Source organism: Serratia sp. 22264, from assembly GCF_052045345.1.
Classification (GTDB): domain Bacteria; phylum Pseudomonadota; class Gammaproteobacteria; order Enterobacterales; family Enterobacteriaceae; genus Serratia; species Serratia plymuthica.
The window spans coordinates 612,773-637,409 of the sequence record NZ_JBQEOY010000001.1 but is presented as its reverse complement, the minus strand read 5'-3'; the positions used below and the strand labels follow the sequence as shown (position 1 = coordinate 637,409).

Here is a 24,637-nt window from a genome sequence, read left to right as displayed (position 1 = left end):
GGTTTTAGCCTCCCGCCAAGTGACGGACAACCCAGACGGTGATAAACCCCAGTAGCATAAATACCGCCGTGGCAGCCAGCGAGCGCGGCGCCAGCCTCGCCATGCCGCATACGCCGTGGCCGCTGGTGCATCCGCCGCCCAACCGGGTCCCCAGACCGACCAGCAACCCGGCCGCCATCAACCACAGGCTGCCGCCGCTGACCGGCATTTCCGGTAAAGGGCCGGCAATACGATACAGCCAGGGGGAAATCAGCAACCCGACAAGAAATGCGCCACGCCAGGCTTTTTCTGTACCGCCCGGCGTCAACAGCCCACCGGTGATACCGCTGATGCCGGCGATGCGGCCGTTAAATACCAACAGCAGCGCCACCGCGATGCCGATAATCCCCCCGCCGGCCAGTGCGGAAAGCGGCGTGAAATGCAGCCAGTCAATGGTCATGGTGTCGCTCCCGGTGCCGGGCAATAAAGTTGATACAAGGTGCTGAGGATCGTCAGCGTTTTTTCATCGCTGACGGCATAGTAAATCTGCTTGCCCTCGCGTCGCGTTGACACCAGCCCTTCCTGCCGCAATACGCTCAATTGCTGGGAAAGCGTCGGCTGACGGATCCCCAGCGTCTGCGCCAGTTCACCGACCGACATCTCACGCTGGCTAAGTTGGCATAGCAGCAGCAAGCGATCCTCGTTGCCCAGCGCCCGCAACAGCGCCCCAGCCTGCGTTGCCGCCTGCCGCATACTGTCGATATTCATAGAACCCTCAAAACAATTTATAAAATTATATATTGTATTCTTATAGACTATAATTCGGCGCCGCACCAGAGACTGGTGCGAAATGTTCCGGCGTGGCATGCTGCCATTACGCCTTACCACCGCGCGGGGATACCGCTACAGATGCTGCTTTGCCACGACTTAATGCCAACCAACCGGTCGATTGTGCCGATTGCCAAAGATTACCAACACGGCGATTTCGAGCCCCTTCACCACCATAACTGTGCGCAGCTGATCCACAGCCTTAGCGGCGTGGTGCAGGTAAACACCCGCCTGGGCAGTTGGGTGGTGCCGCCAGGCCGCGGCGTCTGGTTGCCGGCACGGATGGAGCATAGCCTGCGCATCACCGGCAAGGTGGCCGCCAGAGCGTTGTTTGTCGATCCTCTGGCGCGTGCCGATCTGCCGGCGCAGTGCGAAGTGGTGCAAATCTCGCCGCTGCTGCGCGAGCTGATTATCTGCGCAATGGACATCACGGTGGATTACCCGCCAGGCGGGCGCGAAGAGCGGATAATGGAGTTGATCCTGGACGAGCTGCGCATCTTGCCTATTTTGCCGCTGCATTTGCCGGAGCCACGCGGTGAAGCCCTGCAGAAGCTGTGCCGGCATATTCAGCAATCGCTGGCGCAGCCCTGGGAGTTGGAGCAGGCGGCCGGCTATATCAGCGTCAGCGGTCGCACGTTGTCGCGCCGCTTTCAGCGTGAAACCGGACTGCGTTTTGGCGACTGGGTCCGCCGCGCCCGGCTGCTGGCGGCGCTAAACGCTCTGGCGGCCGGCCACTCGGTGCTGGAAGTGGCGCTGGACCTGGGTTATGACAGCCCCAGCGCCTTCAGCGCCATGTTCCGCCGCCTGCTGGGCGTCGCCCCGAGCGTTTATTTCGCCAGGTAGCGCCCGGCGACGTTAAACAGCGCCTGCAGCGAGGCGCTGGCGGAATCGACGTCGATGCCAACGCCATAAGCCGCCTCACCGTGCGCCAGAGTGCAACGTATGTAAGCCACCGCGCGACTGTGGCTCTGATGGCCCAGGGTGTGTTCGTGATAATCCTCAATCGCCAACGCCAGGCCAAAGCGCTGGCGCAGCGCATCCACCGCGCTGGACAGCAAACCGTTCCCCACGCCCATCAACCTCTGCTGCTGCTCCTCGAACAATACCCTGGCGCTGAAACTGTAAGCCTCCACGCCATGGCTCTCTGTCTGATAGCTCAGCAATTGCAGGCTCGGCTGTTCAACCAGCCCGTAAGTCGTGCGGAACAGCCGCCACAATTCGGCGGTGGTCATCTCTTTACCGCTGCCGTCGGTCGCCTGTTGCACCACTTTGCTGAAATCAATCTGCAATCCGCGCGGCAACGACAGGCCGTGATTTTGTTCCAGCAGCCAGGCCGCGCCACTTTTGCCTGACTGGCTGTTAACCCGGATCACCGCCTCATAGCTGCAGCCGACATCACCCGGGTCGAGCGGTAAGTAAGGCACCTGCCACAAACCGTCTTGCCGCGGCTGTTGGGCGGCGAAACCCTTCTTGATGGCATCCTGATGCGAGCCGGAAAAGGCGGTGAAAACCAGTTCGCCGGCATAAGGATGACGCGGATGCACCGGCAACTGGTTGCACTGTTCAACTACCTCAACCACCTGTTTCAGTTGGCTGAAATCCAGCCCCGGCGCAACACCCTGGGTGTACAGATTGAGCGCCAGCGTCACCAGATCCACATTGCCGGTGCGCTCGCCGTTGCCGAACAGGCACCCTTCCACCCGATCGGCCCCGGCCAGCATCGCCAGTTCGGCGCAGGCTACCCCGGTACCGCGATCGTTATGCGGATGCACGCTGATCGTCACCTGTTTGCGCTGGCTGAAGCGGCGGCAAAACCATTCGATCTGATCGGCATACACGTTCGGCGTACTGACCTCTACCGTCGCCGGCAGGTTGATGATCATTGGCCGCCCAGGACCTGGCTGCCAGACATCGGCCACCGCCTCGCAAATCTCCAGCGCGAATTCCAATTCGGTAAAGCAGAAGGTTTCCGGCGAGTACTCGAAGGTCCAGGCCGTTTCCGGTTGCAATTCGCACTGCTGGCGGATACGCAACGCGCCATTCACCGCCAAGGCCACCGTCGCCGCTTTGTCCTGCCTGAACACAATCTCGCGGAACATGGGGGCTGTGGCGTTATACAAATGCACGATAGCGCGAGGGGCGCCGCGCAGCGATTCAAAGGTGCGATCGATCAGATCGTCACGCGACTGAGTCAACACCTGAATGCTGACATCGTCCGGGATCAACCGTTCCTCAATCAGCGAACGCACAAAATCAAAATCCGTTTGCGACGCCGAAGGGAACGCCACCTCAATTTCTTTAAACCCGCACTGCAGCAGCAACTGGTAAAACTGGCGTTTACGGCCGTTATCCATCGGCTCCGCCAACGCCTGGTTGCCATCGCGCAGATCGCTGGAGCACCAACGCGGCGCCTGCTCAAGGGTGCGACCGGGCCATTGGCGATCCGGTAACGCCACCGGCGGGAACGGGCGATATTTGCTTGAAGGGTTGGTTAACATGGCGATCTCCTGGGTAGTCGTAGACAATGCCTTATTATTTCCCGCCCGGTTATTCGCTGCTCCCGCTTAGCGGACAATCGTCGTCGCAAAACGGACAACAAAAAAATTTGCATCCTGCGCCAGTGAGACAACAATTACTTCTGACGTATGTCATGACGCTTTGGCGCTGCCAAAGCCCTTTCCTTAACCTCACTGTGACTGGAGACGGACATGAGCCTGTATGCAACCCTGGAAGAAGCTATCGAAGCCGCGCGCGAGGAGTTTATTGAATCCGCCGAAAGCGGCAATGACGATGAACCGCCGGTACCGCAACAGTTCAATCTGCAAAAATACGTGATGCTGGACGGTGATATCATGTGGCAGGCCGAATTCTTTGAGGAAGAAGGCGAATCGGTCGAGTGTTTCACGCTACGCAGCGGCGCTGCCGCCCAGGCTATTTTTGACGGTGACTACGACGAAGTGGAAATCAGAGCGGAATGGATAGATGAAAATACGCTGCACGAGTGGGAGGAAGGTGATTTTCAGCTCGATCCGCCGCTGGACACCGAAGAGGGCCAGGCTGCCGCAGACGAGTGGGATGAACGCTGAATAACGTCGGATGGGTGTTAACCTGTCCGACCCCCATAATGTTCTCCCAGGAGGATTCATGATCATCCGCCAGGCAGGCCGCGCCGATTACCCCGCTATCCTGCAACTGCAGTCGCAAAATACCCCGGCAAACCTTGGCGAGAGCCAAAAACGGCAAGGATTCATCGTCTCGCGTATGGATGAGGCTCAGTTAGAAAGCATTAACCGGCGCCTGGGCATTCTGGTGGCGGTTGAAGATCGCGCGTTGGCGGGCTTTGTCTGCCTGATGCCCACCGATATGCAGCCGCGCCCGCCGGTGGTGGATGCGATGCTCGATACGCTCGGCAATCAGTCATTCAACGGCCGGGCACTCCGTGAGCAGAAGGTGTTTTTGTATGGCCCGGTGTGCCTTGATGTCGCCTGGCGCGGCAAAGGGGTGCTCAAACGGTTGTTCGCGGCCGTCAAGGCATGCACCCGCGATGAGTTCGACGTCGGCGCGCTGTTTATTGACGACGACAATCCGCATTCACTGACCGCCCACGAGCAAGGGTTGAAGATGACGGTGCTGGCGCCCTTTCGCTGCGGCCGGCATGGATATCAGTTGTTGGTGTTCGCCACAAGGGATCCGATTTACTCGTAAGGCCCGTGCTGTGCATCAAACGGCAACATAAAGGTATCCACCACCATCGACAGCGGTACGTCGATCACCGTGATGTAGCGCCAGGGCGTATCGCGCAGATCCCATTGCACGCCCGGGTAATATTGATGGCCATGCCCGGCGCCGGGCACCGTGCGGCTGATGATGCTGCCGCAACCGGTCAACGCCATTACGCCTGCCGCCAGCAACGCCAAGCGGATTGAAGAAGAAAAGTTCACCAAATTGACTCTTGAACCTGGTTGTTTTGAAAATAAACAACGCCCCGCGCGGATGTTAGCACAGTTTCCTGGCGCCGGTTTGTCAGCATTGCGTAAGCGAAAGACCAAAAAAAACGGGGAACACGCAACGCGCATTCCCCGCTTGGACTAACCGGTCAGCGACTAACGCCGTCCGACAGGATGAGCCTGTTCGTTATGCGGCAATTGCTGATAGCATTCACGCCACGCTTTGCCTTCCGGCAGCAGCCAGACGCGCTGATGCAGACGCGACAGCGCCACGGGATCGCTCAGCAGCTCCAGACGTTTACCCTTCACCAGTTTCTCCGGCCCCAGTTGCAGCGCTTCCGTCACCCGCTCTTCACGGTTACGCTCAATCGCCCCGCGCAGATGGTGACGCGCCGTCGCCAGCGCCGTTGCCAATGCGTTGAATGACGGGTTAACCACGGCATGCATAAAGCCATTGGCCAGTGCGCGCTCACGGTTAAGTTGCAGATACTCTTCCGTCGCCAGCAGTTCGCGCGGCGGTGAGTATTCTTCCGGGATCAGGAACAGTTTGGCGCGCTTGCTTTTTATGCCCAATGTCGCGCGGCTCGACAGCGCAGACACGATAGGTGACAGGATCAGCGAGAAAACGATCGGCGACAACCACCACAGGAAACGCAGATCCAGCCAAGCCATACCACCGGCCCAGACCAGGCCCAACAGCATCTGTGAACCGTGACGCTTGAAGGCTTCGCTCCATGGCGTGTCATCATCGTCACGCTGCGGAGAGTTCCATACCACTTCCCAGCCCAGGAAAGCGCTGACCACGAACACGGTGTGGAACAGCATGCGCACCGGCGCCAGCAGCACCGAGAACAGCATTTCCATCAGCATCGACAGCAGCAGGCGCAAAGCGCCACCGTATTCTTTGGCGCCTTTGGCCCAGATCAGCACTATGCTGAGCAGTTTAGGCAAGAACAGCAGTATCAGGGTGGTGGAGAACAGCGCTATCGCCAGCTCTGGACGCCACTGCGGCCATACCGGGAACAGCTGACGCGGCTGCAGGAAGTACTGCGGCTCCATCAGGGTATGCACCACCTGCAACGCGGTCGACAGCGCCAGGAACATAAACCACAACGGCGCCGACAGATAAGACATTACGCCCGTCAGGAACACCGCACGGTGCACCGGGTGCATGCCTTTGACCAGGAACAGGCGGAAGTTCATCAGGTTACCGTGACACCAGCGACGGTCGCGCTTCAGCTCATCCAGCAGGTTCGGCGGCAATTCTTCATAGCTGCCCGGCAGGTCATAGGCAATCCACACGCCCCAACCGGCACGGCGCATCAACGCGGCTTCCACGAAGTCATGCGACATGATGGAACCGGCGAAAGAGCCTTCGCCCGGCAGCGGCGCCAGCGCACAGTGTTCGATAAACGGCTTCACGCGGATAATCGCGTTATGGCCCCAGTAGTGCGACTCACCCAACTGCCAGAAATGCAGACCGGCGGTGAACAGCGGCCCGTAGACCCGTGTGGCAAACTGCTGCACGCGAGCATACAGCGTATCCATGCCCGAGGCTTTCGGCGCGGACTGGATGATACCGGCGTTCGGATTGGCTTCCATCAAGCGTACCAGACCGGTGAGACACTCACCGCTCATCACGCTGTCGGCGTCCAGAATCACCATGTAGCTGTACTCGCCACCCCAACGACGGCAGAAGTCGTCGATGTTGCCGCTTTTGCGTTTCACGCGGCGGCGGCGGCGGCGGTAGAAGATGCGGCCATGGCCGTCAACATCGCGGCACAGCTCCATCCATGCCTTCTGTTCCGCCATGCAGATATCCGGGTCGTAGCTGTCGCTCAGCACGTAGATATCGAAATGCTCCAGTTGGCCGGTAGCGGCGACGGACTCATAGGTCGCACGCAGGCCGGCGAACACGCGCTCGACGTCTTCGTTACAGATCGGCATGATCAACGCGGTGCGGTGCGCCGGGTTAATCGGCTCATCGCCCTTGATGGTGGAAGAGATGCTGTACTTATCTTTGCCAATCAGCAGTTGCAGGAACCCCATCAACGCGGTCCAGAACCCGGCCGATACCCAGCAAAAAAGAATGGCGAACAAGATCAGAATGCCGGTTTGCAGGACATAAGGCAGCAGTTGCAGCACCGATTGCATCAGATCCTGATCCAACATGGCCAGCGGATCGATCAGCGCCCAGCCCTGATACGGCAAAATGGTTTTCATGTACCAGGTGGCGATGCCGGTTTGCACCAGCATCAACACCAGCAGCACATAGCGGCGCATCGAACCGACCACGCGCCAGCGATTTTCCGCCTCGGCTTCCTCTTTGGAAGCGTGACGATTGTGCGGCGAGCGCCCCAACAACGAATCCCAAAAACGCGCCACCGGGTTGGTGCGCCAGGCTTCCGGGAACATGCTGGTACGTTTGATCGGAGGCATCGCCTTCAGTAGGGTACGGCCTTCGGCGTCGGTGTCGAAATCGTCGTCGCTGACCGCATCCGGCCACGCGCTTTCGATACGCGTTTTGACCGAGGCCAGCGCCACGTCATCCGCCGACAGCTTATTGACGTTGGCATCGGCGGCGCCCATCTTGCGATGCAGCGCCTCCAGTGCCTGGCCGTCATCTGCCGCCGGCTGTGGTTTAAGCGCCTCTGACCGCTCAGCGGTCAGAGGCATTGCCGCAAGATAATCCTGGGCAGGTTGAGTAAGCTTATTCATTGGCAGGTAGCTGATAGCTCCAGGTTTCCGACAGGGTCTTATCACCATTGACCAGCGCAGCGCGCATTTCTACCGGCTTCTTGTCGTCTTTCACTTTAAGACGCAGAGTCAGGCGCCAGCCTTTGGTCACTGGATTATAGCGGACATTGTTTTCTACCACTTCACCGTTGTCGCCGATGCTCACCTGAGAGGCGACCGGCGTAGCGCCGTCCAGACCTTTCAGTACCGGGCCAACGAAATCAACCAGGAATGCCACGCTGCCGTCAGGCTCGCGGATCAGGTTGGACTGCTTCACGTCACCGGTAGAACGCATCGTCTGGCTTACGTAGGCGATGTCCTGTGAATGCAGCTTGTCTTCGTCGCGGGTGAAGTGCAGACGGTAGCTCAGCGCCAGCGGGGTTTTGGCATCCGGCAATACGTCCGGAGTCCAGAAGGCAACGATGTTGTCGTTGGTTTCATCCGCAGTAGGGATTTCCACCAGCTCCACTTTACCCTTGCCCCAGTCGCCGCGCGGCTCGATCCAGGCGCTTGGACGCAGGTCGTAACGATCGTCCAGATCTTCGTAATCCTTGAAGTTACGGCCGCGTTGCAGCAAACCGAAACCTTTCGGGTTCTCGATCTGGTAGGTGCTGACGGACAGGTGCTTCGGATTATTCAGCGGACGCCAGATCCACTCGCCGTTGCCGGCATGGATCGACAAACCGTTGGAATCATGCAGCGCCGGACGGTAGTTCAGCGTTGGCGACGGCTGGCTTGGCCCGAACAGGTACATGCTGGTCAGCGGTGCCATGCCCAGTTTGCCGACCTTGTCGCGCAGGAACACTTTGGACTCGACGTCCACCGTGGTATCGCGGCCCGGATAGACCACAAAACGATAAGCGCCGGTGGCGCGCGGTGAATCCAGCAGCGCGTAAACGACCAGGTGCTTGTCGCCCTGCTTCGGACGCTCAACCCAGAATTCGCGGAAGCGCGGGAACTCTTCACCGGACGGTAAGGCGGTATCAATCGCCAGGCCACGAGCGGAAAGCCCGTAAACCTGCCCTTTACCCACCACGCGGAAGTAGCTCGCGCCCAGCAGGCTCATAATTTCGTCGTTCTTATCCGCACTGTTGATCGGATAAATCACCTTGAAACCGGCAAAGCCGAGGTTTTTTACCGAATCCGGATCGTGCTTCACCGAACCAAAGTTGAAGTAATCCGGGCTGTACTTGATCTGTTTTACGCTGGTTGCAGTGACTTCATTGATTTTCACCGGCGTGTCGAAGTACATGCCCTGATGATAAAACTCAAGTTTGAATGGGGTTTTCAGCTTGCTCCAATAGGCTTTATCGTGATTGAACTGAATCTGCTGATAGTCCGCGAACTTCATTTCACGGAATTGAGAAGGAAGGTTGCTCTTCGGGGCCTCAAAGCCTTTTCCTGCCAGATCCTGCGCCTGCTTGGCCACATCGTCGATAGAAAAAGCCCATGCCTGCGAAGTAAACAGCGTGAACAATACGGTAGCACCTAACCAACGAACGCTCGCGGCGCGTGGTTTACTGGATAATATATTAACTAGCACATCCCCCCCTATTCGTGTGCTCAAATCATTTAAATCCATATTAATGGATTATTCAGCTTTCCGACAACATGATAAATGGATGGTTCATGTTTATGGCTCATTGTTTAAGCAGCTGATGAAACACCAGCGTAGCAAGCCGTGCAGCAAGACGCTATGGAAAAATGTGAATCGGTATAGTAGGGTTCGGGATTGCGATTTAACCATTGCCGACTTATTAAGCGTGTTAATGACCACTCGACAAAATGACTAGCGGTAACCTAATGACTAAAGGCAACAATCAACGCGAGTTTTTCCTCGATTCGATCCGGGCTTATTTGATGTTGCTCGGTGTTCCTTTCCACCTCTCACTGATCTATTCCAGCCATGCCTGGGCGGTGAACAGCGCGGCTCCCTCGTTCTCGCTGACTGTGCTGAACGACTTCATCCATGCCTTCCGCATGCAAGTGTTCTTCGTGATATCCGGCTACTTCTCCTACATGCTTTACGAGCGTTACGAGCGCCACCATTGGTTGAAGGTCAGACTGGAGCGGGTGGCAATCCCCCTACTGAGCTCGATCCCCTTAATAACCGTACCGCAGTTTTTCATGCTGAAATACTTCACGGATAAATTAAACGGCTGGGAAGATTTTTCGAACTATCAGAAAATAAATGTAACAATCTGGGAACTGGTTTCCCACCTGTGGTTTTTATTAACTCTGACCTTGCTAACCACTGCCTGTTTTTATCTGTTCAAAAAAATTAAGACGTTAAAAAGTAACATCGCTCCTAACCCGATAAATAAAATGACTGGATTAGGAAATATCTCACTGTTCTTTCTTTTATATGCTTTATGCTATTCGGCCGCGCACCGTATTATTTTAATTTTTGCGCCGCAATTGCTTTCCAATGGCCTGTTCAATTTTGTGGTGATGGAGACGATGTTCTACCTGCCGTTCTTCATCCTCGGTGCTTACGCGTTTAAGTACGTGTGGCTGAAAGAGATTTTTCTCAAACCCTCCCCATTGGCAGTGCTCGGCTCACTGCTGTTGTTGATTGCCTACATGCTGAATCAGAAGTTACTGGCCCACAGCAGCTATATGTTTGAGCTGGAAATTGTGATCAAAACCCTGCTCGGCATCCTGATGGCGAACGTGGTGTTTTCATTCGGACACCGGTTGCTGAACTACCATTCGCCAAAAATCACGTACCTGGTCAACGCGTCGTTGTTTATATATCTGGTGCATCATCCGCTGACCTTGATATATGGCGCTTTTGTGACGCCGTATATCAACAATAACCTTCTGGGTTTCCTGATTGGTATGGTGTTCGTTTTCTCCTGCGCCTTTGCCTTATATGAACTGCACAAGCGCATCCCTCTGCTGCGCTTCCTGTTCTCCGGAAAACCCCAGTAATATTGAGCCTATATGGCGTCAGGGTGAGATTTCCTCATCCTGACGCAAGGAAGGGAAGCTTCACTAACCTTTTGAATGCGTTGCTCATATTTTTATCATGAGCATTTTCCTAATCTTCGTCTTACCTCCTCTGTCACATTGCAAACTGACGATCACCTGTTACGCTCATTAGACATACTTATAAGTTATTTTTTCCTTTCCGGGCAGGGTAATCACATGAGAGAAGCATGGGTCGACTATGCAAAAGGCATCGGTATTATTTTGGTGGTCTTTGGTCATGTAAACCGCGGTTTGTACAGTGCAAACATTCATCTTTCCGAATCGTTTTACCAACTGACAGACAGCGTGATCTACAGTTTTCATATGCCGTTGTTCTTTTTCCTTTCCGGTTTGTTTTTTGTTCAGTCATTAGATAGAAAGGGTAAATCCAGCTTTATCATCAGTAAAGTTGATACTATCGTGTACCCCTATATCATCTGGTCGTTGCTGCAGGGAGCTATCGAGATAGCATTGTCACGCTATACCAACAACCCCGCCAAACTGGCGGACATGCTGACATTGTTTACGCATCCTCGGGCACAATTCTGGTTCCTGTACGCCTTGTTTATGGTGTTTGTCCTCGCCGCCCTGTTATATAGCAAAAACAAATTCAACTATATCCTGCCTGTCTTGATCGTTATCAGCGCCGGTCTGTATGTTTATCAGGACAGTCTTGGACAAGCTTTCCATTTCGATTATGTCACCAAGTTTATGATCTTCTTCCTGCTCGGGGCGATAGCAATACGCTATTCAGCCGCCATTGGCGAAATCGGCATGGGTACCAGCCTGATCGCTTTACTGGCTTTTATTCTATTGGAGTGGGGATTCCATGGTTACCTTGGCCTGACCTACACAAATGCCGGAGTGTTCTCCCTGATCCTTGCCGTCGTAGCCATCGCCTTTATCATTTGCCTGTCAGTGCTGCTGGCAAAGGCAAACATCCCATGGTTACGACGTTTGGGTGAGTTGAGTATGGTGATCTACCTGATGCACATCCTTGCCGCCAGTGGATTACGTATCGTGCTGGCCAAGTTTCTGCACGTTAACAACTGGTCGGTACATGTTGTTGCCGGTACGCTGATTGGCCTGATCGCCCCCATTATTGCCTATTACGTTATTCAACGTTTGCACCTCAATTTCCTGTTGGAGCGTCCGCGTTACAACCGGGTACAGCGCAAAGAAAAAACCCTCTGAACACTTGGGGCGGCTCTTGGCCGCCCTTTCCCTGAACGCCTTCTTCTCAAGTCTATTTACAATGCGGCAATAGCGTCCGGATTGCTGCCGTACTTGTAGCATAGAGCACACATTGCTCACCCCACTGGTTAAAGTTAGGGCAAAGTTATGCTGGAGCATATTGCCGGTAGTTGTTATAACTGCAATGCATAAGTGGAAATCCACATCCCTGCCTTACGGTAGTGATTGGGCTCAATGAACCCTGAGGGACGACGTTGTCGTTGGTACGACAATGTTTGCAGCATCTCCCTTCCGTCACGACAGAGAGGATTTTTAATGACTGACAAAGACACTTCGGCTCAGGAAGCCATTCCAGAAAACGCCACCCTGCTGAAAATCCTTGGCAGGTTGCTGTCCGCACTGGACTCGTCGATCAGCGGCAAGGATCGCAGCATTCTGGTAACCGAGCTTTCCAGCCTCAATCTTGACGGCATTTCAGAGTCTGAGCGAAAGCTGGCCGCTGAGTTGATCCGACGGGCCTTGCAATCACTCGATCATTAACGACCTTTGGCCTACAAACCATTAAGCCTCCCGACGGGGGTTTAATGGTTTTTCCTTCCTGCAGCGACAGTCTGGCGATTATTACCCAAGTAAATATTCAGTGTTCTGATAACTATAGATAAAAGTAAGAACTTATCGCCTTCCCCTCGCTTTCTCCGCTCATCCTCACCAAATGGCAATAAACGCCAAATCAGCTTTAGCGTTTTACCCACTAAACACGTTATCATCATCGGGTATCTGCGCCCGCGCGCAACGCCTTTCCCCCAGCCTCAGGAGAACGTTATTTTGGATGCCAGCACGATCAACAGCTTGTTCATCATCGGTGCCGTGTTGGTGGGGGCAAGCATTCTTCTCAGTTCATTCTCTTCGCGGCTGGGCATTCCCATTTTGGTGATTTTCCTGGCGATTGGCATGCTGGCGGGGGTCGATGGCCCAGGCGGCATCGTTTTCAGCAATTATCCTGTTGCCTATCTGGTCAGTAACCTGGCGTTGGCGGTGATCCTGCTGGATGGCGGGATGCGTACCCGCGTCAGTTCTTTCCGCGTCGCGCTGTGGCCGGCGCTTTCCCTCGCGACCATCGGCGTGGTGATTACCGCCGGACTTACCGGCCTGGCTGCCGCCTGGCTGTTTGATCTTGATCTGCTTCAGGGCATGCTGATTGGCGCCATTATCGGCTCTACCGACGCCGCAGCGGTATTTTCACTGCTGGGCGGTAAGGGGCTCAACGAACGCGTCAGCGCTACGCTGGAAATTGAATCCGGCAGCAACGATCCGATGGCGGTGTTCCTCACCATCACTCTGATTGCGATGATCGCCGCCGGCGAAACCACGCTGAGCTGGATGTTCCCCCTTCATCTTCTGCAGCAGTTCGGCATGGGGATCATCTTTGGCCTTGGCGGCGGCTGGTTGCTGTTGGGGTTGATCAATCACATCAAATTGGCCGAAGGCCTGTACCCGCTGCTGGCCGTGAGCGGCGGCATTTTGATTTTTTCCCTGACCACCGCGCTGGACGGCAGCGGTATCCTGGCGGTATACCTGTGCGGCCTGATGCTGGGCAATCGTCCAATCCGCAACCGGCACGGCATTGTCCAAACCTTCGACGGTCTGGCCTGGCTGAGCCAGATCGGCATGTTCCTGGTGCTGGGGTTGCTGCTCAATCCGCACGAGTTGCTGCCCATCGCCATCCCTGCCCTGCTGCTGTCGCTGTGGATGATCTTGTTCGCCCGGCCGCTTTCGGTCTTTATCGGGCTGTTGCCGTTTCGCAGCTTTACCCTGCGCGAACGCAGTTTTATCTCGTGGGTCGGCCTGCGCGGCGCGGTACCGGTCATTCTGGCCGTCTTCCCGATGATGGCGGGATTGCCGAATGCGCAGCTGTTTTTCAATGTGGCTTTCTTTGTCGTCTTGGTCTCGCTGCTGCTGCAAGGTACCACGCTGTCATTCGCCGCCAAAAAGGCCAAGGTCATAGTGCCGCCGGCGCTGGCGCCCGTCTCGCGGGTCGGGCTGGACGTGCACCCGGAAAACCAATGGGAGCAGTTTGTTTACCAACTCTCGTCGGAAAACTGGTGTGTGGGCGCTGCGCTGCGTGAGCTGAAAATGCCGCCCGGCACTCGTATCGCCGCCCTGTTCCGGGGCAAGGAACTGCTGCACCCAAGCGGCAGCACAAGGCTGCGTGAAGATGACATTCTGTGCGTAATCGGCCATGAGCACGATCTGCCGGTGCTGGGTAAACTGTTCAGCCAGGCGCCGGTGGTCACGCTGGACGAGCGCTTCTTCGGTGACTTTATCCTGCAATCAGACGCACGCCTGAGCGATATCTCGCAGGTATACGGTCTTAACCTGCAGGAAGGCGTAGACGAACAACAAACGCTCGGCCAGTTCGTCCTTCAACTGATTGGCGGCGCCCCCGTGGTGGGCGATCAGGTGGAATGGGACGGTCTGACCTGGACCATTGCCGAAATGGACGGCAACTTGATCAGCAAGATTGGCGTAAAAATCGTGACTGACTGATCCTCCCGCAGCACCCGCTCGCTGCGCTGCGACGTCCGCAGCGGGCCCCATAATACTGACGGAACTTATGAGCCCGGAAAGGTTCTTAAACTCTGTAATTATCAAAATCGGGGCTTTTAGCCTCGTCGTTTTAACCTTTACTCTGGGAACACTGCGCAGCGGTGATGGGTATTGATTTGAACAGCAAAACTCGATTTTTATCTGTCATGGTGCTGCTGGCTCTGGTGGTCATCGCGCTGGATCTGGGCATCGCCGATTTGGTCCATAGCATCTTAATTGGATAACGTTAACGTGACACAGCAGCAACAAGAAAAAGATATTCTGGGAAAAATACTGGTTACCGTCTCTTCGCTCTGCCTGGTTATCGTGGCAGGGTTGTTGATTTGGGGTTTTGTGCTGGATTAATCGTTCGGCTGACATGGGTAACAAGGCAACACGACAACCATCTTTTGTTACAATGCTTCGACATCTCTTCCCGGCCGTAGCGCGTATGCTGAACGGACATGGAAATAAAAATGATACCCTCGTACTACTTAAGTGTTGGCCCGCCTGAAACGGGCTTTTTTTTCTGTTTCACCCTATTCCAGATACAAAAAAACCGCCGCAGCGGTTTTTTTAGTTGGCAATGGCGATCAGATTTTGCACCCTTCGCAGTCCGCTTCGTCCTCAAGGATCTCAGGAACTTCTTTTGCTTTCTGCGCGGCTTTTTCTTCCGCTTTCGCTAATTCGGCATCGATATCAAAATCGAAAATATCATCACTCATCGCAAACTCCTCACGCTTAACTGGCTTCGAGGAGTGAGTATAATCGACAACTGCACAGGCGGAAACCCTTCAGTTAAGCACCGCCACCTGCGGCTGCTCGCCCTGTGGCTTCTTTGAATACGCCAGATCGTAGACGTCATAGAAATCGATTTCGCCTTTATTGGCGATAATTTCCTGCATGCGCGTTTTCAGCGTCGTGCCGATCGACGGCTCATCCAGCAACGCCTTCACCGACTGCGGTGACAGCGCGCGCGTGAAATACCACTCGCCGTTATAGCATACGCGCAGGTCCAGCACGCCGATATCCTCAAAACGATACACAGGTTTGATTTCAATCATCAGCATGGCAAACATGAACAAAACGAAGGCCGTGAAAGCCAAAAATGAGAAGAAGCCCATGTAAGGAACCTGGTACATCACGGCGATCACGGCGAAATAGCCGGCGAACATGGCAAGGCACAGATAGCGGTGCTCACGGGCAAATTCGCTGTTAAAACGCAGCTTGCCGTCGCGCCCTTCCTGCCGGTTGATTCGCTCGATTTCTTTTACCAAGATGCTTTTAATCGCGTCCATACTTACAACCTTATGCTTGGGGAGCATTACGCTATCAATAATCATTCCTCAAACTATCACAAGTACAGTTTGCCCAGGTAGATCAGTTCTGCAATTTAAAATCGGCAACTGTTATACCTGTACCGCTAGCGTTGCAGGGAATTTTTACCTTGCGCGAACATGAACATGCGTTGAGCGATATCGTCAGCTTGTTTGATTTTTTGCTTCTGCGGTTCATTACAGCGCTGAATCGCGCGGGCGTAGGCAATCTCATGCGCCTGGTCGATAGTCGCAATAATCTTGTCGCGCTCCTGCTTATCCAGGCTGCCGAGCAGAGTGGTGATTATCGCCTGATAGGCATTGGAGGCAGCGGTCAACGACTTCTCTCTGGCTTCCAGAGCAGCTACACGTTGCAATAATTCCTGCAGTTGATCGGACTCAGACATATCGACCTCCTGTTGCCGGGCAGCAAACCTGCCTGATTACAGTCTAGCAAAGATCGATAGCAACACAGAAAGGAGAGCCGGTTACGGTAAAGCACACCCGAAAAACCCAACAAGGAGCCGATAGTGCAAATCAACCCGGGTGCGCTTTACGATAACGGATCTTAAAGAGGGAAGCTGGCGCGCTATGCAGGACTCGAACCCGCGTCTATCAATTTTGTAGCCAAAACAAGCCATTAGAAAACCAATCACTCTGCCAACTGAGTTAATAGCGCATCCCTTCGCTTCGGGGCGTCATTATCCATATCAATGCTATGGGATCAAGCGCGCGAGCGATTTTGCAGATAAATCTGACCCCTTCAGCCACCCAGCTCAATGATCGGGTAACGCCCGCTCATCAACGGCTTGCACAGGATCTTGTAACCATCGCTGTCAAAATGACTCGCGGTTCGCTGTAGCGAATCGGCCTGCTGCAGCGCGCCGACGCTCCCCAAATAGAACCAGTTATGAATGACGTGGTACTGACGCAAAAATGCCCCCTGCTCTTCCATAGCCACTCGCCCGGCATAGGGCCACGTGTTGATGCGCGTCTGTTGCAGCGCCGCCGCCAGCCGTTGGTCATGTTGCAGATCCGATTCGCCACCGCAACAGACACCGGCGCATTTTCGCAAGCTATAACGGAAACACCCCCGCCCGGCGGGCAGTTTATCAATACCCAACTTGCCGTAACACAGGCGCTGTTCATCGGCGATAATCCGCAACTTTTCCAACGCGGCAGTTCGGTTGGCAAACAGCCCATGCAGATTAGGCGTAGCGGCGAAATCAATGTCTTTGGCATGTGCAATGCTCACCTGGCCGCCATCCAGATGCAATGAACAGAGCTGCTTCGAACGACGCAGGCGTTTGTTGAACAGCGGCTGTTGCTGTTTGATCAACTGTGCCTCCAGCAGCAAAGCCCCCAGCTCACCGGCCGTTTCATGAAAGCTGATGCGCTGGGTTTGCCGCAACAGGCGGGCTTCATCCTGCGTGCGAAAATGCGCCATCACCCGGCTGCGAATATTAACGCTTTTGCCGATATACAGCGGCATGCTGTCGCTCAAGCCATGAAACAGGTACACGCCCGGTGACTTGGGCAATACCTCGAGGCTGGTGCGCAGATGTTCCGGGTACTGATAAATGTCGAGCTCCGGCTCGAGTCGGTTTGGCATCATGGTAACGAATCGCGATCTTTGTTTATCAATATAACTGGTTTTTTATACAGCACAACGCTTATTTGCTCAAATTGCATGCTCCCCATGATGACTTTTCTTTGATGTAGTTTATGAGAATAATATTTATTATCGACACCGCGGCAAAAATACGTCGCGTGTTTACCGCCAGTTAAAGCCGAGGGTGTCACCATGGCGCCTCTTGGAATCACGGCTTACCGCTGTTAGGGAAAACTAAGGCAAACCAGCATGAAATTCACCTCACGCCGCTTGGCGTTTATCGCGGCCGGCACTCTGCTCGCCGTCTTGCTCATCGCTTTGACAAGCTATTTGCAGCGCCCCCCACGGGCAAACCATGTCACCGCGCCGGTTCGCGTGGGCGATATAGAAAATGCCGTACTGGCAACCGGTAAAATGGACGCGGTTGAACGAGTGAACGTCGGCGCGCAGGTTTCAGGCCAGGTCAAATCCCTGAAGGTCAAACTGGGCGACCGGGTCGCTCAGGGCCAACCGATTGCCGACATCGATGATCTGCCGCAGCGCAATGACCTGCGCAACGCTGAAGCGGCGCTGAACGTCGCCAAGGCAGATTTGCAGGCCAAACAGGCACTGCTGAAGCAGGCCGAATCCCGCTTTAAACGCCAAAAACGCATGCTGAACGATGAGGCCAGTTCACTCGAGGATTTTGAAGCCGCCGAAGCTACGCTCACCACCACCCGCGCAGAACTGATTGCCCTGAATGCGCGTATCGTGCAGGCGCAGATTGAAGTGGATAAGAAAAAGGTCGATCTGAGTTACACCCGCATTCTGGCACCGATGAACGGCATCGTGATTGCGGTAATTACCCAACAAGGCCAGACGGTTAACGCCAACCAGAGCGCGCCGACCATAGTCAAACTGGCACGGCTGGACCTGATGACCATCAAAGCGCAGATCTCCGAGGCCGACATTACCCGCGTTTCCCAGGGGCAAAAAGCCTATTTCACTATTTTCTCCGATCCGGAAAAGCGTTATGACGCCACTTTGCGCACCGTCGAACTGGCGCCGGAATCGGTGATGAAAGACGACTCGCTCTCCGGCAGCAGTTCTGCCTCCGGTTCCGGGACGTCGAATGCCTCGGTGTATTACAACGCGCTGCTGGACGTGCCCAACCCGGATAACCGGCTGCGCATCGCCATGACCGCACAGGTTTCACTGCTGCTCGATGAAGCGAAAAACACGCTGCTGGTCCCCATTCAGGCGGTGCGTAAAACCGAAGATAAAAAACAGCAAGTACAAGTGCTGACCGCTAATGATCGGTTGGAAATGCGCGAGGTAAAGACAGGTATTACCAACAACGTCGATATCCAGATCCTTTCCGGGTTGAAGGCCGGTGAAACCGTCGTGCTGATGCAGGAAAGCGCCAATTCGGGCGGGGATGGCATCTTACTGTGAACAACATTATTGAGCTGAAAGGCATAAGCCGCACCTATACCAACAGCGCCCAACCGCTGACGGTGCTCAAAAACATCAACCTGACGATCGCCGCGGGAGAACTGGTCGCCATCATAGGCGCCTCCGGCTCCGGCAAATCAACGCTGATGAACATCATGGGGTGTTTGGACGTGCCGGATCAGGGCGACTATTACATCGGCGGCCAGAACGCCTCACATTTGTCACCGGACGAACTGGCCAGGCTGCGCCGCGAACACATCGGTTTTATCTTCCAACGCTATCATTTAATGCCGGACATCAGCGCGCTGGGCAATGTCGAGATCCCGGCGATTTACGCCAACGACAAGCGCGATCAACGCCGCCTGCGAGCGGCGCAATTGCTGGCGCGCCTGGGGCTGGAAGGCCGTGAAAACCATAAACCCGGCCAACTCTCCGGCGGCCAGCAACAGCGCGTCAGCATCGCACGCTCCTTAATCAACGGCGGCGAAATCATTCTGGCGGATGAACCGACCGGCGCACTGGATTCCAAATCCGGGCAAGAGGTGCTGGCAATCCTCAACGAGCTCAACCAACGCGGCCATACCGTGGTCATCGTCACTCACGATATGAAAGTGGCCCAACACGCACAGCGCATCATCGAACTGCAGGACGGTGAGGTCATCGCCGACAGCGGTTGCAAGTCCCCCGCCCCGCCAGTCACTCAACCAACAGCCGTCCGCGTAAGGCAAGGCTACTGGCAAAGCCTGCTCGATCGCACCCGCGAATCGCTGCAAATGGCGCTGAAGGCGATGAATGCCCACCGTCTGCGCACCGCCCTGACCATGACCGGCATCATTTTCGGCATCGCTGCGGTAGTAACGGTAGTCGCTCTGGGCGAAGGTGCCAAACAGCGCACGCTGGCCAACATCAAAGATCTCGGCACCAATGTCGTCAGCATTTACCCCGGCCGCGATTTCTTTGATGACGCCATCGACAGCATTCGCACGCTGGTGCCAGCAGACGCCGATGCGCTGGCCAGCCAGAGCTTTGTCGACAGCGTCAGCCCTGAAGTCAGCGCCTCGGACTCCATTCGTTTTCGCAGCAAATCGGCGACAGCCTCAATCACCGGCGTCGGGCGCGACTATTTCCGCGTTAACGGCCTCACCTTATTGCAGGGCACGACTTTCCGTGACGATCGCAGCGCATTGCAGGAAGTGATCATTGACGAGAATGCTCGCAACTCGCTGTTCGGCGATTTCGGCATAGCGCCGCTCGGCCAAATCGTGTTTCTCGGCGCAGTGCCGGCCCGGGTGGTGGGCGTAGTCAAAAGCAACCAGGACTCCGCACCGAACCGCATCAGCGTATGGATGCCCTATACCACGGTGATGTACCGCATGGTGGGCAAGCCGACGCTAAGCAGCATCGGCGTGCGATTGAAGGATGACGTCGATAACGAAGCCGCCGTCGGCGCCATCAGCCAATTGCTGACCCAACGCCATGGCGTTAAAGACTTTATGCTGTTCAACCGCGACAAGTTTCGTAAATCGATCGAGCATGCTTCGATGACCCTGAGCCTGTTGATCCTGATGGTGGCTTCGATCTCCCTGATCATCGGCAGCCTCGGCGTAATGAACATCATGCTGGTTTCCGTCACCGAGCGAACGCACGAGATTGGCGTACGCATGGCGGTGGGCGCCAGGCGCAGTGACATCATGCAGCAATTTATGATCGAAGCCGTGCTGGTCTGCCTGATCGGCGGCGTGTTGGGCATTGCATTGTCGTTCGCCGCCGGTTCGCTGTTTACCGCGCTGGCGGGCGGAATGCTCACAGCCATTTATTCCTGGCAGGCCGCCGCCGTGGCCTTTTGCTGTTCCACCCTAATCGGCATGATCTTCGGTTATCTCCCAGCCCGTAAAGCGGCGCGGATGGATCCGGTCATTTCACTGGCCAGCGAGTAACTTATGAAAATTTTGACACCAATAGCGTTATGCCTCGCAGCCCTGCTCAGCACCGGCTGCGGCAACGCATTGAAAAGCGATTATCAAACACCCCAGGTTAACTACCCGGCCCACTGGCAGGAGAGCGCCGATGCCGCAGGCCCGGTTCCCTTTGACTGGCGCGACTTCCACGATCCTCAACTTGACCGCTGGTTACAGCAGGTCATGGCCGGCAATAACGATTTGGCCGCCGCCGCACTGCGGGTTTATCGGGCTCAGCTAGAGGCGCAACGGGTCGGCATCAGCACCGCGCCTGGCGTGACCGCGACGCTCAATAGCAGTGCCAACACCGCTCTTTCTGATTCCTCACCCTGGAATAAAAGCAGTAGCGCCAACCTTGGCGTCAGCTATGAAGTCGACCTTTGGGGTAAGCTTGCGCGTCAGCGTGACGCTGCAGAATGGAGCCGGCAGGCCACGCAGCAAGATTTGCAAAGCGCTCGCTTGGCCTTGCTCGCCAGCGCCAGCAAGAATTACTGGCGGGTAGGCTTTATCAATCAGCGGATCGACGTCAACCGGCAAAGCATCGCCTATGCCCGGCAGACTTTGCGACTGGTTAATGCCCGTTACCGCGCGGGCAGCGTCTCTTCACTGGACGTGGTGGATGCCGAACAGAACCTGATTAATCAGGAAAATGCCCAGTTGGCGCAACTGCGCGAGCGCCAACTGGCGTTGAACGAACAAACGCTGCTGCTGGGTGCGCCGCCGGGCAATGCGGTGATTGCTCCCGCCAGGTTGCCGATGGGCCGGTTGCCGCAGATCAATGCCGGTATCCCGGTCAACGTGCTGCGCCATCGCCCGGATATCCACGCCAAGGAGCTGCGGCTTCGCGAAGCGTTGGCTAACGTTGACGTGAAACGCACCCAATATTATCCGGCCTTCAGCCTGACCGGTTCATTGGGCGCCAGCAGCACCGCGCTGCTGGAGTTTCTTCGCAATCCGATGGCATCGGCCGGCGCGGGGCTGTCGCTGCCTTTCCTCGAGTGGCGACAGATGAACGTTGACATCAAAATCGCCCGTAGCGATTACGAACTGCGGGTGTTGGAGTTCAAACAGGCGTTGTATAAAGCCATGGCCGATGTAGACAATGCTTTATCGTTGCGTACCCAGTTGATGGCGCAGGAGCAACACTTACAGACGGCCTTGGCTCTGGCGCGTAAATCTGAACGGTTGAATGAAATTCGCTATCGCCAAGGCGCCGTCTCTATCACCTTCTGGCTGGATGCGCAGAATCGCCGTCGGTTGGCAGAACTGGCCCTGGATGAAAACCGCTTTGACCAGTACCAGAACCTGGCGCAAATCTACCTGGAGTTTGGCGGCTCACCCCAATAATTCACCGGCCTGGCGTTTACGCCAGGCTTTGCTCCACAACAGCAAAACGCATTAATTTTACCCGTATCCTTGCCGGTTCCTCCTATACTTTAGCGATCCCTCCCCCGATAAAAAAACCATCGATATGCACAAATATCAACCTGTTTTGGCACTATTCTGGTGAAAAACCATAAGAAAAACTGCTAAATTTGATCATCGCAAGATATAACGTTAAGCTATAGATGCAAAATAATTAGTCACCTAAATGACATATTCCTGCTAAAAGCGGGCGCATTACGTGATTCGCATCACAAAAAAATGGCGACTTGGGATCTCTCCACATAGAGATAAGATTAGCCACACTGATAACTGGGCAGAAGAAAGTGAACAAGGATTGCGAATTCACGTACGACTAAAATTGATTAAGGGATGATTATATGAAGTTAAGAAAAAAACGACATAAGCCGATGCATATTAATGACATCACCATCATCGACGACAGCAAGCTGAAGAAAGCGATTACCGCGGCGGCATTAGGCAACGCGATGGAATGGTTTGACTTCGGTGTCTATGGCTTCGTAGCCTACGCCCTGGGGCAAGTGTTTTTCCCTGGCGCCACCCCCGGCGTGCAGATGATTGCCGCACTGGCAACGTTTTCCGTTCCCTTCCTGGTGCGCCCGTTAGGCGGCCTGTTCTTTGGCGCGATGGGCGATAAATTCGGCCGCCAGAAGGTCCTTTCCATCACCATTATCATCATGGCGGTAAGCACATTCTGTATTGGCCTGATCCCTTCATATGCTTCGATCGGCATCTGGGCACCGGTGCTGCTGCTGCTGGCCAAACTGGCGCAGGGCTTCTCGGTGGGCGGCGAATACTCGGGCGCGGCGATCTTCGTCGCTGAATACTCGCCCGACAGAAAGCGCGGCTTTATGGGCAGTTGGCTTGATTTCGGCTCTATTGCCGGCTTCGTGCTCGGCGCAGGCGTAGTGGTGCTGATCTCCAGTATCGTCGGCGAAAGCAACTTCCTCGACTGGGGTTGGCGTATTCCGTTCTTTATCGCAGCACCGCTGGGCCTGATCGGCCTGTATCTGCGTCATGCGCTGGAAGAAACCCCGGCGTTCCAGCAGCACGTGGAGAAGATGGAGAAAGAAGACCGCGATGCCATCGGCAACCCGCCGAAGACCTCGTTTAAAGAGATCGCGGCCAAGCATTGGCGAAGCCTGCTGGTGTGCGTCGGTATCGTGATCTCCACCAACGTAACCTACTATATGCTGCTGACCTACATGCCGAGCTACCTGTCGCATAACCTGCACTACTCGGAAGATCACGGCGTACTGATCATCATCGCCATCATGATCGGCATGCTGTTTGTGCAACCGGTGATCGGCCTGGCCAGCGACCGCATTGGCCGCAAGCCGTTTATCATTGGCGGCAGCATCGGGCTGCTGTTGCTGTCGATACCCTGCTTTATCCTGATCAACAGCAACGTGATTGGCCTGATCTTTGTCGGCCTGCTGGTGTTGGCCGTGTTGCTGAACTCTTTCACCGGTGTGATGGCCTCTACTCTGCCGGCGATGTTCCCGACGCATATTCGTTACAGCGCACTGGCGATTTCGTTCAACATTTCGGTTCTGGTCGCCGGCGCTACGCCGACGGTGGCCGCCTGGTTGGTCGAGTCGACCGGTAACCTGTATATGCCGGCGTACTACCTGATGGTGGTGGCGGTGATTGGCCTGATCACCGGACTGTATATGAAGGAAACCGCCAACAAACCGCTACGGGGTGCTACCCCGGCCGCCTCGGACCGTACGGAAGCCAAAGAGCTGTTGCAGGAAACCTACGACAACATCGAACAGAAGGTTGAGGATATCAACGAGCAGATTGCCGAGCTGGAGAGGAAAAAGCAGACGCTTGTCGACCAGCATCCGAAACTGGACTAAAGCCTCCCTCGGGGTTGATGCCGCTCGGTTAGGCACTACATGATCGATTGAGCGATCCCATTGGCCGGTAAAAATCCGTAATCTCACTGCAGATTACGGATTTTTTTATGCCCCCTGACTTTGTCAAAGCAAACCCGGACAAGAAACCTTAATACCGGTTTCAAAAGCAACGGGACCGAGCCGACGCAGCGCCAGCCGCTAATGCCGTCATTCCCACCGGCTTGTTACTCTGTGTGCTGCGGATTAATCAATGATGTCAATACGTGATCCTGCCAGCGGCCGGCAATCTTCAGATAAGACTTTGCATAGCCTTCTTTCTCGAAACCGAGGCGCAGCAACAGCTTTTCACTGCGGCCGTTCGTCGGGATATAGGCCGCCATAATACGGTGCAGACCCAACTCACCAAACAGGTGACCGATGGCGGCGGTTAGCGCCAGGGTCATTATGCCTTTTCCTTCGTGCCGGGCGGCGATCGAGTAGCCCAGATGGCAGGCCTGGAATGGGCCGCGAGCAACCTGGGTAAAATTGCAGGCGCCCAGCATTTCGGTGCCTGCGCCATTGACGATACCAAATTGATAGGCACGCCCCTGTTCTGCATCTTTCCCCGCTTGCCAAAGCCGCTGCTGAATAACTTCAGCGTTGTAAAAGTCATCTGGCCGGCTCGGCTCCCACGGCAAAAGATGCTGTTGGTTCTCCCGAAAATAAAGATGAGCAATTTCAGTATCGCTGTCTGTCAGGATCTTCAGACGCAGGTCATTTCCTGCCATGCTCAAGATTTTCATTGTCATCCTCCATGTTTATTCAACCG

At 55.3% G+C, this 24,637-nt stretch carries 22 protein-coding genes and 1 tRNA gene; 11 read left to right on the top strand and 12 right to left on the bottom strand.

Annotated features, from left to right (window positions below; translation table 11 throughout):
- Positions 1-4: 4 nt before the first annotated feature.
- Both ACTJJ1_RS03095 and ACTJJ1_RS03090 read right to left on the bottom strand, forming a co-directional pair.
- A complete protein-coding gene (locus tag ACTJJ1_RS03095; RefSeq protein ID WP_004942996.1) occupies positions 5-439 on the bottom strand; it encodes a YeeE/YedE family protein in 435 nt (144 codons plus the stop codon).
- A complete protein-coding gene (locus tag ACTJJ1_RS03090) occupies positions 436-747 on the bottom strand; it encodes an ArsR/SmtB family transcription factor (protein WP_440832335.1) in 312 nt (103 codons plus the stop codon). Before ACTJJ1_RS03090 ends, ACTJJ1_RS03095 begins: the two co-directional genes overlap by 4 nt.
- A gap of 141 nt (positions 748-888) precedes the next feature.
- Between ACTJJ1_RS03090 and ACTJJ1_RS03085 the strand changes: the two genes are divergently transcribed.
- Positions 889-1,650, top strand: a complete 762-nt coding sequence (locus tag ACTJJ1_RS03085) for an AraC family transcriptional regulator (protein ID WP_004942991.1) — start codon at positions 889-891, stop codon at positions 1,648-1,650.
- On the opposite strand, the gene leuA is transcribed toward ACTJJ1_RS03085, so the two are convergent.
- Positions 1,635-3,305, bottom strand: coding sequence for a 2-isopropylmalate synthase (gene leuA, locus ACTJJ1_RS03080; RefSeq protein ID WP_440832333.1), 1,671 nt, complete (start codon positions 3,303-3,305; stop codon positions 1,635-1,637). The genes ACTJJ1_RS03085 and leuA overlap by 16 nt on opposite strands.
- Positions 3,306-3,515: 210 nt before the next feature.
- Here leuA and ACTJJ1_RS03075 point away from each other — a divergent pair, with 210 nt between their 5' ends.
- Positions 3,516-3,893, top strand: a complete 378-nt coding sequence (locus ACTJJ1_RS03075) for a MysB family protein (RefSeq protein WP_004942988.1) — start codon at positions 3,516-3,518, stop codon at positions 3,891-3,893.
- A 58-nt stretch (positions 3,894-3,951) separates the two neighbouring features.
- A complete protein-coding gene (locus ACTJJ1_RS03070) occupies positions 3,952-4,512 on the top strand; it encodes a GNAT family N-acetyltransferase (RefSeq protein WP_062792805.1) in 561 nt (186 codons plus the stop codon).
- On the opposite strand, the gene ACTJJ1_RS03065 is transcribed toward ACTJJ1_RS03070, so the two are convergent.
- The 3 genes from ACTJJ1_RS03065 to mdoG all read right to left on the bottom strand — a co-directional run bounded on the left by ACTJJ1_RS03065 (position 4,503) and on the right by mdoG (position 9,033).
- On the bottom strand, positions 4,503-4,700 hold the full coding sequence (locus ACTJJ1_RS03065) for a YceK/YidQ family lipoprotein (RefSeq protein ID WP_042437287.1): 198 nt from the start codon (positions 4,698-4,700) through the stop codon (positions 4,503-4,505). The two genes, ACTJJ1_RS03070 and ACTJJ1_RS03065, sit on opposite strands and share 10 nt — an antisense overlap.
- Before the next feature lie 210 nt (positions 4,701-4,910).
- Complete coding sequence (gene mdoH / locus ACTJJ1_RS03060) at positions 4,911-7,472, bottom strand: glucans biosynthesis glucosyltransferase MdoH (RefSeq protein ID WP_122289537.1); 2,562 nt, start codon at positions 7,470-7,472, stop codon at positions 4,911-4,913.
- On the bottom strand, positions 7,465-9,033 hold the full coding sequence (mdoG, locus tag ACTJJ1_RS03055; protein ID WP_013812409.1) for a glucans biosynthesis protein MdoG: 1,569 nt from the start codon (positions 9,031-9,033) through the stop codon (positions 7,465-7,467). Before mdoG ends, mdoH begins: the two co-directional genes overlap by 8 nt.
- A 260-nt stretch (positions 9,034-9,293) precedes the next feature.
- Between mdoG and mdoC the strand changes: the two genes are divergently transcribed.
- From mdoC to ACTJJ1_RS03035, 4 genes are all read left to right on the top strand, one after another.
- Positions 9,294-10,424 carry a glucans biosynthesis protein MdoC gene (gene mdoC, locus ACTJJ1_RS03050; RefSeq protein WP_440832330.1) on the top strand — a complete coding sequence of 377 codons (1,131 nt, stop codon included), beginning with the start codon at positions 9,294-9,296 and terminating at the stop codon, positions 10,422-10,424.
- A gap of 216 nt (positions 10,425-10,640) precedes the next feature.
- Complete coding sequence (locus ACTJJ1_RS03045) at positions 10,641-11,657, top strand: acyltransferase family protein (protein ID WP_004942975.1); 1,017 nt, start codon at positions 10,641-10,643, stop codon at positions 11,655-11,657.
- A 315-nt stretch (positions 11,658-11,972) separates the two neighbouring features.
- Positions 11,973-12,197 carry a hypothetical protein gene (locus ACTJJ1_RS03040; RefSeq protein ID WP_004942973.1) on the top strand — a complete coding sequence of 75 codons (225 nt, stop codon included), beginning with the start codon at positions 11,973-11,975 and terminating at the stop codon, positions 12,195-12,197.
- Positions 12,198-12,482: 285 nt separating this feature from the next.
- Positions 12,483-14,204, top strand: a complete 1,722-nt coding sequence (locus ACTJJ1_RS03035) for a potassium/proton antiporter (protein WP_004942972.1) — start codon at positions 12,483-12,485, stop codon at positions 14,202-14,204.
- 632 nt (positions 14,205-14,836) lie between these two features.
- Here ACTJJ1_RS03035 and ACTJJ1_RS03030 read toward each other — a convergent pair.
- The 5 genes from ACTJJ1_RS03030 to cho all read right to left on the bottom strand — a co-directional run bounded on the left by ACTJJ1_RS03030 (position 14,837) and on the right by cho (position 17,174).
- A complete protein-coding gene (locus ACTJJ1_RS03030; protein ID WP_004942970.1) occupies positions 14,837-14,968 on the bottom strand; it encodes a hypothetical protein in 132 nt (43 codons plus the stop codon).
- Positions 14,969-15,037: 69 nt separating this feature from the next.
- A complete protein-coding gene (locus ACTJJ1_RS03025) occupies positions 15,038-15,541 on the bottom strand; it encodes a YlaC family protein (RefSeq protein WP_006324632.1) in 504 nt (167 codons plus the stop codon).
- Between the two features lie 125 nt (positions 15,542-15,666).
- Entirely contained in the window at positions 15,667-15,966 is a 300-nt protein-coding gene (locus ACTJJ1_RS03020) for a sigma-S stabilization anti-adapter protein IraP (protein ID WP_004942964.1), read from the bottom strand.
- A 175-nt stretch (positions 15,967-16,141) separates the two neighbouring features.
- Positions 16,142-16,238, bottom strand: a tRNA-OTHER gene (locus tag ACTJJ1_RS03015).
- A gap of 84 nt (positions 16,239-16,322) precedes the next feature.
- Entirely contained in the window at positions 16,323-17,174 is an 852-nt protein-coding gene (cho, locus tag ACTJJ1_RS03010) for an excinuclease Cho (RefSeq protein ID WP_440832326.1), read from the bottom strand.
- A 246-nt stretch (positions 17,175-17,420) separates the two neighbouring features.
- Between cho and ACTJJ1_RS03005 the strand changes: the two genes are divergently transcribed.
- The 4 genes from ACTJJ1_RS03005 to proP all read left to right on the top strand — a co-directional run bounded on the left by ACTJJ1_RS03005 (position 17,421) and on the right by proP (position 23,829).
- Positions 17,421-18,605: an efflux RND transporter periplasmic adaptor subunit gene (locus tag ACTJJ1_RS03005; protein WP_440832324.1), complete on the top strand. Its 1,185-nt coding sequence runs from the start codon at positions 17,421-17,423 to the stop codon at positions 18,603-18,605.
- Positions 18,602-20,542, top strand: coding sequence for a MacB family efflux pump subunit (locus ACTJJ1_RS03000; protein ID WP_122289538.1), 1,941 nt, complete (start codon positions 18,602-18,604; stop codon positions 20,540-20,542). Before ACTJJ1_RS03005 ends, ACTJJ1_RS03000 begins: the two co-directional genes overlap by 4 nt.
- Positions 20,543-20,545: 3 nt before the next feature.
- The gene (locus ACTJJ1_RS02995) at positions 20,546-21,910 is read left to right on the top strand and encodes a TolC family protein (RefSeq protein WP_440832322.1); all 1,365 of its coding nucleotides are present in this window, start codon (positions 20,546-20,548) and stop codon (positions 21,908-21,910) included.
- 416 nt (positions 21,911-22,326) lie between these two features.
- Positions 22,327-23,829: a glycine betaine/L-proline transporter ProP gene (gene proP / locus ACTJJ1_RS02990; protein ID WP_004942953.1), complete on the top strand. Its 1,503-nt coding sequence runs from the start codon at positions 22,327-22,329 to the stop codon at positions 23,827-23,829.
- Between the two features lie 224 nt (positions 23,830-24,053).
- On the opposite strand, the gene ACTJJ1_RS02985 is transcribed toward proP, so the two are convergent.
- Positions 24,054-24,611 carry a GNAT family N-acetyltransferase gene (locus ACTJJ1_RS02985; protein ID WP_006324627.1) on the bottom strand — a complete coding sequence of 186 codons (558 nt, stop codon included), beginning with the start codon at positions 24,609-24,611 and terminating at the stop codon, positions 24,054-24,056.
- Between the last annotated feature and the right edge of the window lie 26 nt (positions 24,612-24,637).